Consider the following 11,788-nt stretch of genomic DNA (forward strand, 5'->3'; position numbering starts at 1 on the left):
AATTTCCGCAGTGTTCGAGGTGTTGGCAGGCGCGAGCCTAACTAAGCTTCGTCGCTTGGCTAGGCCTTCGCTCCGTCGCTGAGTCGCGCCGCGCCACGTAGTCGGATCGCTGCGATCAGGCCGAGCACCAGGCTCAGGAGTGGGAGGCTGCCGGAGCCGCCACCACTCGGAGCGGCCTCACCTGAAGTGACCGACCACTGCAGGACCACGCCACTAATCGAGACATCGACGAGTTTCTGTGTGTCCGCAGTACGGGCGGCATTCGTAAAGAGCCGAATGACGTCGCCCTCATCCAGATTCGCCACGCCGCTTGAAAAACGGGTGCCATTGACCACGACACCCCCGTCCGTGACGGTAATCGTGGCCGTGGCGTTGATGCCGGTAATCGTTTGGGTGTTGGAGAAGACCTCCTGTCCACCCGTAACCCCCGTGACGGCATCGAAGCTGATCGGGTCAATCTCGGTATCAATCGCCGTTGTCGTCGAGGTGAAGGGAAACTCGTCTGCATTGGCAAGCCCCGCACCACCTTGATAGTTGGCATGTTGGACGAAACGAAAGCCCCTTGTCTGTTTTCCGGTAGCCCGGATGGGGGTGCCGCCGATACGAAGGAAGGTGGTCTTGTCCGTTGTCGGCGATGGAGACGCAACATGTCGAACCCGGATGCTATCCCCGTTGGAGACGAGCTGGGGCTCGGACACGAACTCACCGCCGTTCACTGAAACCTCCCCGGAATCCATTTGGGCGAAGGCAGCCACACCATCCTGTAGACCGCTAACGGTCACCGCTGTCGACTCGGCTTGCGTCCCCGGGTCGACGGTCGGCTGATCAAACGAGACAGGATCGGCCGACAAATCCACCAATGGCCCGGTGCGAACAAACCAATCAGCGTGAGTCCCGCCATTGGCGTCATCCGTCTTGTGGCCCGTGACCAGCGCTCCGCCACTTGATCCAATGGATGCGATCTGAGCCCCGTAATGCTGTTCATTGGGCTGATCATTGGTCAGCACGAACGTGAGCTGGCCAGAATTGCCTACGCTCGTGTCGACAGAGCCGTCGCCCGAGTAAGCGGTGACGACATATTGCCTGCCACCATTGGTCCTGAAATGATGAGGCACAAGCATGCGCCCCTCACCAAAGAACAACAGGGCCGCATTGCGTGCCATTGGCGCCACAAGCACGCCTTGGCTTGCCCATCCGGTGTCGAGTTCGCCGTTCGCGGCATAACGCGTGATGTGCCCGGGAGTGAAGTTTTCTGTGCCGCCTTGCGGATTGCCACTGCGCACAACATACAGGCGGCCCTGAAGATCCGCAGCGATATACTCGACGTCGAACGTGTCTCCCGAGTGTTCGATCGGCATGGCATCAATGACACCGTTATTCCCGTAACGCGTGTCAATCCGGTTATCGGGGCCAACAACGTAGGCCAGCGTCTCAAATGTGTCATCAGAGGCGAGGTCATCGAGTTCACTTACCAAAACTGCAAAACGATCATCGCCTAAGCCGACGGCACCGAAGATCTCGTACCAACTCTGCCCGCGTGTATCAATGGTCTCTCTTTCGAGAGCGGTGGAGCCATAATTCGCGCGATACACGTCGATAAAGATATCGAAGTTCGGATCAGAGCGATGAATTCCGCCGTTTGCGAGCAGGGCCACACCATTACCCGTGCCTGCAATCGCCAGGATGGTGCCTAAATCCTCCGCGCTTGCGTTTGTCGACAGCTCAATGGCGCCGTCAGCACCGATAATCCCCAGGTAGCCAGCCGGCCCGTTGTCCTGCGTCCTCAGGGCGGCATAGCGCTTGTTGTCGCGCCCCATAACGATGCCGAGCAGTTCGAATTCCCGATCACGCCCATCCTGAATGAGCAGCTCGCCGAACCCGTTGCGAGGAGCCTCTGTGTCGACCGTTCCGTTGGGCAGCAGCCCAGAAAGGGAGAGGCTCTGATTGTGCGGGTAGAAGATTCCCTCTCTGTCCAGACCTTGTGCGTAATCGATACCGCGCATGGACTCCACAAGCGCCTGCGGATTTCGAAAGGCGGGCTCGGAATGCACTCTTTCCTGGTATCCAGACTGACCGAATCCTGGGTCCACATCACCCGACACGGTCGCTGCGTTGCTGGTGAGAGGTGCCAACGTACCCACCGCCGCAAACACCAGCAGTCGACTCTTTTTTTTCAGTGATTGGAAGTGCCTACTCATGGCTCCCCTTTCTAAATTGATCGCTATTCTATGGAAAATGTTGAATGTCATTTGTCTGATTTACCGCGCGAAGATGGGCTCGCGAGGAGCCCTGGGCCGGATTGGGTTCAGGAGTCAAGCGCAACATTGTTGAGCCAATTTGCCATTGCCTAGTCGAAGCTCCCACAAGGATTGAACGTCTAGAATTTCACGGCCTGACAACAAAAAATGGCCAACAAGGTCCCAAGAGGCCTGCGCACCCGCCCCTTCTACGTACTGAACGAGAAAGACGGTGAAATCCGGACACTTCGGATTCCCAAGAGAGCGGGCTTCATTCTTCTCACGTCGTCGAGCAAGCCTAGCTGGCATTGAATGACCCACTCGACACGACCGTCATGCAGTTGTCAGAAAATCCCTACAAGTCGCCCCGGACTTTGTTCATTGAGGCTGCAGCAGGGGCTCCGTAGGCTCGAATGGTCGAAATTTCCCTTACTGACCAGCTGATTTCGCGCTGGCAAACGACCATTGAGAGTACGTTTTATGACCACACGATCCATGACGACCCTCGCAACGGCGAGTGGCCTGGCTTTGGGCCTTTTATGCACGTCTGCCGCCCAGGCCGGGTTGTTGAACGCGCTCACCGGCACGACGGATATTGTCGATGCCGAGGTCGCGCAGGCCACCGGCCCGGTGACAGCGATCGTCCATCCCAAGCAGATCGGGCTGATCGACACCGTTGTCTCCGCCGCCGATGTGGCGGGCCTGGATGTGACTGGCGTGTTCGAGCAGATCGGGGTGTTTGGTGCGACCGGCACGCCGGCGCTGTTCGAGGCCCTGGCTGCGACCGGGCTGGTGTCCCGCATCGAGTACAACCAGCCGCTGGAGTACTTCCTGGACACCTCGAACCAGGCGACGGGTGGCAGCGATGTGCTGGCGGGCGCCGTGGGCGGTGTTAGCTATGACGGCAGCGGTGTTGGCGTCGCGGTGGTCGATAGCGGCGTGGATGGCACGCACCCGGACCTGACCGGCCAGATGGGCGGCAACGTGAAGTTGGTGCCGCTGACAGGCATTGCCCTGCCCTTCGAGGACACGGACACGATTAGCGCGGGCGGCCACGGCACGCATGTGGCAGGCACGGTCGCCGGCACCGGCGCGGCCTCGAACGGGCTGAACCACGGCGCGGCGCCGGGTGCGACGCTTTATGGCATCTCCGGCGGCACCGCCATCAGCATGCACGACGCGCTGGCCGGCCTGGAATGGGTGTTGGATAACCATGACCAGGTGAGCCCGGCGATCCGCGTGGTGAACAATTCCTGGGGCAGCGCGGCGGCAGCCTACGACCCGAGCAGCGCGACGTCGCTGGCCAACAAGGCGCTGGTCACTGCCGGCATCGTGGTGGTCTACGCTGCGGGCAACGATGGCGGCGACGGCTCGGTGCAGCGCACCAGCCCGACCTGCATCGACCCGACACCGGGCGTGATCTGCGTGGCGGCCTACGATGACCAGGGCGCAGGGATTACCAACGGGCCGATGGCGGACTTCTCGTCCCGTGGCCTGGATGGCGCGGTGAACACCTATCCGGACATTTCCGCACCGGGTGCGAACATCCTGGCTCCTTGCCGGCCCACCCTGCCGATCTGCGCCACGGGTGGCATTGGCAGCTTTGACTATTTCACGCTGTCGGGCACGTCGATGGCCGCACCGCATATTGCCGGCATTGTCGCGCAGTTGCTGCAAGCCAACCCCGGGCTGACGCCGGCCGAGGTGGAAGACATTCTTGAAGACACGGCCCGGCCAATCACCTTCGGCGCCGCCTATGAGGAGGACCCCAGCAACCCCACCACGGGCACGTCCTTCGACAAGGGCCACGGCCTGGTCGATGTGGTGGCCGCGGTCACGGAAGCGCTGAGCCGATAGCCCGGCCCAGCCAAGACCTTGTATCGGACGGCCTGCCTTGTGCAGGCCGTTCCGCATCTGGGGGCGACTAACCCATCAGACGCCGATAGGCCTCGCGATACTTGTCCACCGTGTTGTTGATCACTGTTGTGGGCAGGGTTGGACCCGGTGCGGTCTTGTTCCAGTCCAGCGTGTCCAGGTAGTCGCGGACATACTGTTTGTCGAAGCTCGGCGGGCTGATACCGACCCGGTACTGATCAACCGGCCAGAATCGCGACGAATCCGGCGTCAGCAGCTCGTCGATCAGGTAAAGCTCACCGTCGGCATCCAGCCCGAATTCCATTTTGGTGTCAGCGATGATGATGCCCCGCGCGCGCGCGAACTCGGCCGCGCGGGCGTAGATGTCCAGGGCGATATCCCGCACCCGATCCGCCAGTGGCTGGCCGATGGCCGACACCACGGCGTGGAAACTGACGTTCTCGTCGTGGTCGCCCACCTGGGCCTTGGTGCTGGGCGTGAAGATCGGCTCGGGCAGTTGCTGAGCCTGTTGCAAGCCATCGGGCAGGTCGATGCCGCAGATCTGGCCGGTGCGCTGGTAGTCCCGCCAGCCAGAACCGATGATGTAGCCGCGCACGATGGCCTCGACCGGCAATGGCTTGAGCCGGCGCGCCAGCACACTACGGCCATGAAAACCCTGCGGTAGCCCCTCGGGCAGCGGTTCGTCCAGAACGTGGTGCCGGATGTCCGCGGCCACGGTCTTGAACCAGAAGTTGGAGATCCCGGTCAGCATCTCGCCCTTGCCCGGGATGGGGTCGGGCAGGATCACGTCGTAGGCCGACAGCCGGTCGGTGGCCACGATCAGCAGGCGCTGGTCGTCCACTGCGTAAACGTCGCGAACCTTGCCGCGGTGAACCAGCTCGAACTGATCGAGTTCAGGCGTGTGCAAGCCTTCCATGCGTGAGCGTATCCGTTGGTGGTCAAGCCGGGCGCCGTGACTGGGCACCGAAACCCGGAACTTTATGCAGCCGCCGCGAGCCGGTAAAGTTCGCGCCCGCTTCAGGTGTCTGTCCCATGAGCCAAACTCCGCTGATCGCGCCGTCGATTCTCTCCGCCGACCTCGCCCGTCTGGGTGAGGATGTTCAGGCCGTGCTCGATGCCGGCGCCGATGTCGTGCACTTCGATGTCATGGACAATCACTACGTGCCGAACCTGACCTTCGGCGCGCCGATTTGCCAGGCCCTGCGCGACTACGGCATCACCGCACCCATTGACGTGCATCTGATGTGCACGCCGGTTGATGCGTTGATTGGCGACTTTGCCAAGGCAGGCGCCAGCTGGATCAGCTTTCATCCGGAAGCCAGCCAGCATGTCGACCGCAGCCTGCAACTCATTCGTAGTCACGGCTGCAAGGCCGGCTTGGTGCTCAACCCGGCCACACCGACGCACATCCTCGACTATGTGATGGATCGGCTGGACTTCGTGCTGATCATGTCGGTTAACCCGGGCTTTGGCGGCCAGAGCTTCATCGACTCGGCCTTGGACAAGCTGCGCGACGTGCGCGCGCGCATCGACGCCTCCGGGCGCGACATCCGACTGGAGATCGACGGCGGCGTCAAAGTGAATAACATCCGGCAGATCGCCGAAGCCGGGGCCGATACTTTTGTGGCCGGTTCGGCAATTTTCGGCGCCGATGACTATGCCAGAACCATCGCTGCCATGCGCGACGAACTGGCGGCTGCCGGCCAATGAACAACGCCTCGCTGGCCATCCGCCAGCGCACGCCAGTGGTCCGCGAGATTCTGGCGGATCTGGATACGCCGCTATCGGCTTATCTCAAGCTGGCGAATGCGCCCTGGACCTTTCTGCTGGAGTCCGTGCAGGGCGGTGAGCGCTGGGGCCGGTATTCGATTATCGGCCTGGCCTGCGAGGAAACCCTGGAAATTCGCGGTCACACAATCGTCCGCCGCATGGGCGAGCGCGAACTCGAGCGCTTCGAATCGGAAGACCCGCTGGCCTGGGTGCAGGCCTTCGCCGATGCCTATCAGGTGCCCGACCTGCCCGGCCTGCCGCGCCTGACCAGCGGCCTGGTCGGCTACTTCGGCTATGACATCGTTCGGCTCATCGAGCCACGGCTGGCGAACGTCGACAAGCCAGACCCCATCGACAATCCCGACATTCTGCTGATGGTGGCCGAACGCCTGGCGGTGTTCGACAACCTGGCCGGCAAGCTTTTCCTGATTGATCACTACGACCCGGCCGATACCGAGGGCGAAGCCGCCGCCCGCGCCCGCCTGGACACGCTGGTTCAGACCCTGCGCCAGCCGCTGGCCATGCCGGAGATGGATGCGCCCAGCGGCGAGGCCATCAGTGAGGCCTCTTTTGTCTCGGGACTGACCCAGGCCGGCTACGAAGCGGCCGTCGAACGCATCAAAGATTACACCCGGGCTGGCGATGTGATGCAGGTGGTGCCCAGCCAGCGCCTGTCCACGGCCTTTGCTGCCGAGCCCCTGGATGTCTACCGCGCACTACGCAGCCTGAACCCATCGCCTTATCTCTATTTCATGCGATTTGGCGATCACCACGTCGTGGGCTCGTCACCCGAGATTCTGGTCCGGGTCGAGGATGGCCAGGTTGCGGTGCGACCCATCGCCGGCACCCGCCCACGCGGCGCCACTGCAGAGGCCGATCTGGCGCTGGAGCAGGACCTGTTGCAAGACCCCAAGGAGATCGCCGAGCACCTGATGCTCATCGACCTGGGCCGCAACGATGTCGGCCGCGTGGCCGAAACCGGCAGCGTGCAACTGGACGACAAAATGGTGATCGAGCGGTATTCGCACGTCATGCACATCGTCTCCAACGTGACGGCGACCTTGCGTGAGGGTCTGACGGCCATGGACGCGCTGAAGGCCACCTTTCCGGCGGGGACATTGTCCGGTGCACCCAAGGTGCGGGCCATGGAAATCATCGACGAGCTGGAGCCGGTCAAGCGCGGTGTGTACGGCGGTGCCGTCGGCTATCTCGCCTTCTCGGGCGATATGGACCTGGCCATTGCCATTCGCACGGCGGTCATCAAGAACGGCCAGATGCACGTCCAGGCCGGCGGCGGCATCGTCGCCGACTCGGTCCCCGAAACCGAGTGGGAAGAAACGATGAACAAGGCCCGGGCCGTGCTCCGCGCCGCGCAGCAGGCCAGCCGAGGGCACCACTAACCTCGCTCGGTTTTTTTGATGCGCCCGCTGTTTCGCCTGCTCTCGCACCTGCCCCTGCCGCTGTTGCATGCGCTTGCGGCGGCCCTGGGCTGGCTGCTGTGGTGGATTCCCAATCGTCGGCGCGAAGTGGTGCTCACCAATCTGCGTCACTGCTTCCCCGAGCTACCCAAGCCCGCGCTGCATCGCCGCGCCCGACGGTCGCTGGGCCATGAGCTGAAAACCCTGTTCGAGTCGCCGGTGATCTGGATGGGCAGCGAACGCCGCCTGCAGCGCCTGATGCGTGAAATGCGGGGTCTGGAGCATCTCGACGCCGCACTGGCAGCTGGTCGGGGTGTTCTGTTGCTCACACCTCATCTCGGCAGCTTTGAGGTGCCGGCGCTCATGCTGTCGCGCCAGCACAGCATGGTTGGCCTCTACAAGCCCCAGCCCGGCAGCCTCAATCGCCTCTCTATCGAGGGCCGCACCCGCTTCGGCGCGCGCATGGTGCCAACGGAAGGCAGCGTGACGGTCCGGGCCCTGCTGCCGCAGCTACGCGACAACGGAATTGCCTACTTTTTGCCAGACCAAGACCCGCCTGCCGGCCGCGGCGTGTACGCACCGCTCTTCGGCATTCCCGCTCATACACCCAAGCTCGTCGCCAGACTGGTGCAGTCGACCGGCGCACGGGTGGTGTTTTATGTCGGCGAGCGCCTGCCGTGGGGCCGTGGCTATGTGACGCACTTCTGTCCGGCACCCGAGGGCATCGACGACCGGGATATTCAGCGCGCGACGCAAGCCCTCAATGCTGGAGTCGAAGCCTGTATCCGCCGCTGCCCGGACCAGTACTGGTGGGGCTACAAGCGGTTTCGGCGCCGGCCGCCAGGCGCAGCGGCGTTTTATCGCACCCCCTGACTCCGCCGGCCGGGTTAATCGGCAGAGTCGCCCCAGCGTAGCGCAAGCGCGTGCGGCACGGTCACGGGCAACAGCAGGGTATCTGCAAGCGCGCTAGGCACGAGGTCCAGCAGGGCCTGCTCCCGGTCGCCGGCGTGTATCACCGGCATCAACGGGAACGGATAGTGGGGCGGCATCACACCCGACTCTGCCAGCCGATCCAGTGTTGGGCCGTCTGCGCTCAGAACCGCCGCATTCAGCCGGGTACCCGAGTAGACCTTGGGGGCGGCTGGCGGCCCATAGCGCAGCGTGTTGTGGGTCGCGCAGCCGGACAGGCTCAGCAGGCAACTCGCCGCCAACAAGACGAGCAGCCCGGCCCTCATGGGCGAACCGCCTCGCCGGTTTCCGCGTAGCGCTTGAAATCGAGTAAATAGGAGCGCGTCTGCTTGCGAAACGCCCAGGGCATGAGCCACCCCATGCAGCGCATGGGCAGGCTTGAGAATCGAAACTCGCAGTCAGACTCCCAGCGCGTCTGTCCGGCCTGCTCGATCAATCGATTGACCTGCCTGTTCCAGACGCCATCGGCCTCATAGGTTGCGATCCACCCCGCCGGCCAGTCGGTTGATTCCATCGTCTCCAGCATGCTGAGCTCTCGCTTGCCCATCTGGTAGGCGAGCATGGCTGTCGAACCTGGCGCGCCGGGCTCCCCCTGCTGCGGCGTAATGGACACAAAGCCCTTCTGCCAATGCGGCAGCGCATCTGGGTCCTGCAATAGCTGTGCGACCCGGTCACGCGGCTGATCGATCACGACAGAAACGCTGTAATGCATGGCAGGCTCCCCGGCGCATTAGGGTTGATTCCCACCACCAAGCTAGCGCCGGAAATTCAGCCAGGCAAGGCGGCATCGAATGCCTGGGGATTTCTTGGGGCCTCGCCAGTTCACGTCGGCATGTGATTCCGGCATGCTCGTGGCCATGCCCTCCGCGACGCCCCGCTGGCCGCTCTGCGCACTTGTTCTCGGCACGCTCTGCATCGGCCTGGCTCCTATTTTCGTCCGGCTCACCGATGTTGGCCCGACGGCCGCCGCATTCTGGCGGTTGGCGCTGGCCAGTCCGCTCCTGCTGCTGGCCTGGTCATTCCGGCGCGAGCGCCCAAGCTGGCGCCTGCTGTGGCCGGGCCTGCTCTTTGCGGGTGATCTGGCGGTGTGGCATCAGGCCATTCATCTGACCAGCGTGGCCAACGCCACCTTGCTGGCGAATCTACAACCGGCACTGGTCGCGGTGATCTCGGTGATCTGGCTGGGCGTGCGCCTGTCGCGTGGTTTTGTCGCGGGGCTAAGCCTGGCCATGGCGGGTGCCACCGTGCTGCTGGCCGATAGTCTGAGCGTGTCACTGCAGCAGCTTGGCGGCGACCTACTGGGCGTGCTCACGGCCTGCTTTTATGCCGGATACATTCTGACCGTGGCCGCAGCGCGTGAACGCCACTCGGTGATCAGTGTCATGGCCGCAGCCACCGTCGTCGGCGCCGTGCTACTCGCGCCGCTGGCCTGGCTGAGCGGCGAGACTCTCTGGCCGCAGACGCGCGAGGACTGGGCCGTGCTGCTGGGGCTGGCGTTCGTCAGTCATGTCTGTGGCCAGGGCCTGATCGCCTGGTCGCTACGTCACCTCAGCACCCAGTTCTCGTCGGTGAGCCTGCTCATTCAGCCGGTTGCGGCTGCCCTGTTCGCCTGGATGCTGCTCACCGAGCCATTCGGCCTGTGGCAGGCCCTGGGTGGGGGGCTGGTCCTGGCCGGCATCGTGATCTGCCGGCAGAACACGCCCGGCGTTACCCGCCCGCCGACACCCGAGTCAGGTTCAGGCGCACCTGCACATCCACCTGAAGCCCCACGGTGCTGCCATCAGACCACTCACCCTCGCCGACGTTGAACGCGGTGCGGGTCAGGGTGACATCGCCTCGCATCGTCGCGGTGTTGCCATCGATGATCCAGCGAAAGGGCAGCTCGATTGACCGCCCGACGCCCTTGATGGTCAGCATGCCGGTGGCTTGGTAGCGCTCATCACCCAGCGCCTCGAAGCGCTCGGTGACAAAGCGGGCCTCCGGAAAACGCTTGAACCAGAACCAGTCCTTGCCGGCGACGGTGGAATCGCGGTCCTGACTGTTAGAGTCGAAGGAGGTCACGTCCACCGTCACGTCGAACAGCGCCTCATCCAGCGCAGCCGGGTCGAAGCGCATGGTGGCCTCGAAGCGCTGGAACTCACCAGAGAACTTGGCGCCCGACTGCGTGGCCTCAAAGCCCAGCCGGCTGTTGGCATGGTCGATCGACCACTCGCTGGCCTGGGCCACGCCGGCCCACAGGACCAGCAACAAGGTGACGAGCCGCCGCATTAGATCTCTCCGTCGGAACCGCGCAGCCGAACACCCGGCAACATGCGTCGCAGCACATCATCCCGCAGCACGAAGTGATGCTTAAGCGCTGCAGCTACGTGCAGCACCAACACGCCGACGATGGTCCAGGCCAACACGCCATGCACATCGCTGGCCAGCGACTTGAGATCGTCATCCGGCCCCACAATCGCCGGCACTTCGAACCAGCCGAATACGCTGAGCGGGAAGTTCGCCGCCGAGTTAATCACCCAGCCGGAGAGCGGCATGGCCAGTAACAGCACATAAAGCCCGTAGTGGGTGACATGCGCCGCCCCGCGCTCCCAGGCCTTGAGGCCACCGGGCAGCGCAGGGGCCGGGTTGGTCAGCCGCCACAGCAACCGCAGCGTCATGGCGGCAAGCACCAACATGCCCAGCGACTTATGCACCCAGAACAAGTCCACTTTGAGCTTGCTGTAACCCAGGCTTTCCGCCCACCAGCCCAGACCCAGCATGACCAGCACTGCGGCCGCGATACTCCAGTGCAGCAACTGCGCTGCGGCACCCCATCGCTGTCGCGTATTGCGAATCTGCATGCCTGCCTCCGGCGGGTCGCTGCGCAGCCTTACTTGGCCGGCTTGGTCAGCTCTGTGGTGATCTCCAGCGTGATTTCATCGCTGACGGCGGGCACATATTTGTCCAGACCCCACTGGCTACGCTTGAGCGTGCCGCTGGCGTCAAAGCCCATGACGTACTTGTCGGCGAAGGGATGCTTGCCCTGCTTGTTCAGCGTGGCATCGAGCGTGACCGGGTGCGTCTGGCCATGCAGGGTCAGATCACCCACCACCTTGAAGCTGTTGTCGCCCGTCTTGGTGATGGCCGTGGAGATGAACTTGCCGGTGGGATACTGCTTGGCGTTAAAAAAGTCCTCGCTCATCAGGTGCTTGAAGAACTCACCATGACCGGGATCAATGTCCACGACCCGGAAGTCCAGCTGCACGATTGACTGCGTCAGGTCGCTCTCGTCGATGGCCACGCCACCCGTGAAATCGGTCAGGCGGGCCGAGGGATTGGAAAAGCCGAGATGGTTCCAGCCGAAGCTGACGACGGTGTGGGACTGGTCAAAGCTATACTTGACCGGTGCGGCGCTTGCCGTGCCGACCATGAGCAGGCTAGCCGCTGCGAGTGTGAGTAAACGGGCCATGTAACGCTCCTTGTAGGAATGACCCAGGCAAGGTAACCAAGCCCCCTTGAGAATAAAAGCGAAGCTTTCAG

12 protein-coding genes are annotated in these 11,788 nt (G+C 63.2%); 5 read left to right on the top strand and 7 right to left on the bottom strand.

Annotation, left to right across the window (positions count from 1 at the left end; genetic code table 11):
• Positions 1–59 precede the first annotated feature (59 nt).
• A complete protein-coding gene (locus DEH80_RS01245) occupies positions 60–2,249 on the bottom strand; it encodes a hypothetical protein (protein WP_133249073.1) in 2,190 nt (729 codons plus the stop codon).
• 483 nt (positions 2,250–2,732) lie between these two features.
• On the opposite strand from DEH80_RS01245, the gene DEH80_RS01250 reads away from it, so the two are divergent.
• Positions 2,733–4,094, top strand: coding sequence for a S8 family serine peptidase (locus DEH80_RS01250; RefSeq protein WP_165831225.1), 1,362 nt, complete (start codon positions 2,733–2,735; stop codon positions 4,092–4,094).
• A gap of 67 nt (positions 4,095–4,161) precedes the next feature.
• Here DEH80_RS01250 and DEH80_RS01255 read toward each other — a convergent pair whose 3' ends face one another.
• A complete protein-coding gene (locus DEH80_RS01255; protein WP_109718650.1) occupies positions 4,162–5,028 on the bottom strand; it encodes a phosphoribosylaminoimidazolesuccinocarboxamide synthase in 867 nt (288 codons plus the stop codon).
• A 116-nt stretch (positions 5,029–5,144) separates the two neighbouring features.
• On the opposite strand from DEH80_RS01255, the gene rpe reads away from it, so the two are divergent.
• The 3 genes from rpe to DEH80_RS01270 are packed head-to-tail and all read left to right on the top strand — an operon-like array spanning position 5,145 to position 8,173.
• A complete protein-coding gene (rpe, locus tag DEH80_RS01260) occupies positions 5,145–5,822 on the top strand; it encodes a ribulose-phosphate 3-epimerase (RefSeq protein ID WP_109718651.1) in 678 nt (225 codons plus the stop codon).
• Positions 5,819–7,282, top strand: coding sequence for an anthranilate synthase component I (trpE, locus tag DEH80_RS01265; RefSeq protein ID WP_109718652.1), 1,464 nt, complete (start codon positions 5,819–5,821; stop codon positions 7,280–7,282). The genes rpe and trpE overlap by 4 nt, the downstream gene beginning before the upstream one ends.
• An 18-nt stretch (positions 7,283–7,300) precedes the next feature.
• On the top strand, positions 7,301–8,173 hold the full coding sequence (locus tag DEH80_RS01270; protein ID WP_109718653.1) for a lysophospholipid acyltransferase family protein: 873 nt from the start codon (positions 7,301–7,303) through the stop codon (positions 8,171–8,173).
• A 14-nt stretch (positions 8,174–8,187) separates the two neighbouring features.
• Here the strand turns inward: DEH80_RS01270 and DEH80_RS01275 are convergent, their stop codons facing one another.
• Complete coding sequence (locus DEH80_RS01275; protein ID WP_109718654.1) at positions 8,188–8,535, bottom strand: YceK/YidQ family lipoprotein; 348 nt, start codon at positions 8,533–8,535, stop codon at positions 8,188–8,190.
• The gene (locus DEH80_RS01280; protein WP_109718655.1) at positions 8,532–8,981 is read right to left on the bottom strand and encodes an SRPBCC family protein; all 450 of its coding nucleotides are present in this window, start codon (positions 8,979–8,981) and stop codon (positions 8,532–8,534) included. The genes DEH80_RS01275 and DEH80_RS01280 overlap by 4 nt, the downstream gene beginning before the upstream one ends.
• 79 nt (positions 8,982–9,060) lie before the next feature.
• Between DEH80_RS01280 and DEH80_RS01285 the strand changes: the two genes are divergently transcribed.
• Complete coding sequence (locus DEH80_RS01285; RefSeq protein WP_207774373.1) at positions 9,061–10,077, top strand: DMT family transporter; 1,017 nt, start codon at positions 9,061–9,063, stop codon at positions 10,075–10,077.
• Here DEH80_RS01285 and DEH80_RS01290 read toward each other — a convergent pair.
• The 3 genes from DEH80_RS01290 to DEH80_RS01300 are packed head-to-tail and all read right to left on the bottom strand — an operon-like array spanning position 9,977 to position 11,717.
• Positions 9,977–10,537: a YceI family protein gene (locus DEH80_RS01290; RefSeq protein ID WP_109718657.1), complete on the bottom strand. Its 561-nt coding sequence runs from the start codon at positions 10,535–10,537 to the stop codon at positions 9,977–9,979. The genes DEH80_RS01285 and DEH80_RS01290 overlap by 101 nt on opposite strands.
• The gene (locus DEH80_RS01295) at positions 10,537–11,109 is read right to left on the bottom strand and encodes a cytochrome b (protein WP_109718658.1); all 573 of its coding nucleotides are present in this window, start codon (positions 11,107–11,109) and stop codon (positions 10,537–10,539) included. Before DEH80_RS01295 ends, DEH80_RS01290 begins: the two co-directional genes overlap by 1 nt.
• 29 nt (positions 11,110–11,138) lie before the next feature.
• Positions 11,139–11,717: a YceI family protein gene (locus tag DEH80_RS01300; protein WP_109718659.1), complete on the bottom strand. Its 579-nt coding sequence runs from the start codon at positions 11,715–11,717 to the stop codon at positions 11,139–11,141.
• Positions 11,718–11,788 lie beyond the last annotated feature (71 nt).

The organism is Abyssibacter profundi, from assembly GCF_003151135.1.
Taxonomy (GTDB): domain Bacteria; phylum Pseudomonadota; class Gammaproteobacteria; order Nevskiales; family OUC007; genus Abyssibacter; species Abyssibacter profundi.

What these genes read in the sequence shown, in the direction of transcription:
- DEH80_RS01270 (WP_109718653.1), top strand. Translation starts at nt 7,301, where the DNA reads ATGCGCCCGCTGTTTCGCCTGCTCTCGCACCTGCCCCTGCCGCTGTTG.
- DEH80_RS01275 (WP_109718654.1), bottom strand. Translation starts at nt 8,535, where the DNA reads ATGAGGGCCGGGCTGCTCGTCTTGTTGGCGGCGAGTTGCCTGCTGAGC.
- DEH80_RS01245 (WP_133249073.1), bottom strand. Translation starts at nt 2,249, where the DNA reads ATGACATTCAACATTTTCCATAGAATAGCGATCAATTTAGAAAGGGGA.
- trpE (WP_109718652.1), top strand. Translation starts at nt 5,819, where the DNA reads ATGAACAACGCCTCGCTGGCCATCCGCCAGCGCACGCCAGTGGTCCGC.
- rpe (WP_109718651.1), top strand. Translation starts at nt 5,145, where the DNA reads ATGAGCCAAACTCCGCTGATCGCGCCGTCGATTCTCTCCGCCGACCTC.
- DEH80_RS01295 (WP_109718658.1), bottom strand. Translation starts at nt 11,109, where the DNA reads ATGCAGATTCGCAATACGCGACAGCGATGGGGTGCCGCAGCGCAGTTG.
- DEH80_RS01280 (WP_109718655.1), bottom strand. Translation starts at nt 8,981, where the DNA reads ATGCATTACAGCGTTTCTGTCGTGATCGATCAGCCGCGTGACCGGGTC.
- DEH80_RS01285 (WP_207774373.1), top strand. Translation starts at nt 9,061, where the DNA reads ATGCCTGGGGATTTCTTGGGGCCTCGCCAGTTCACGTCGGCATGTGAT.
- DEH80_RS01290 (WP_109718657.1), bottom strand. Translation starts at nt 10,537, where the DNA reads ATGCGGCGGCTCGTCACCTTGTTGCTGGTCCTGTGGGCCGGCGTGGCC.
- DEH80_RS01300 (WP_109718659.1), bottom strand. Translation starts at nt 11,717, where the DNA reads ATGGCCCGTTTACTCACACTCGCAGCGGCTAGCCTGCTCATGGTCGGC.
- DEH80_RS01250 (WP_165831225.1), top strand. Translation starts at nt 2,733, where the DNA reads ATGACGACCCTCGCAACGGCGAGTGGCCTGGCTTTGGGCCTTTTATGC.
- DEH80_RS01255 (WP_109718650.1), bottom strand. Translation starts at nt 5,028, where the DNA reads ATGGAAGGCTTGCACACGCCTGAACTCGATCAGTTCGAGCTGGTTCAC.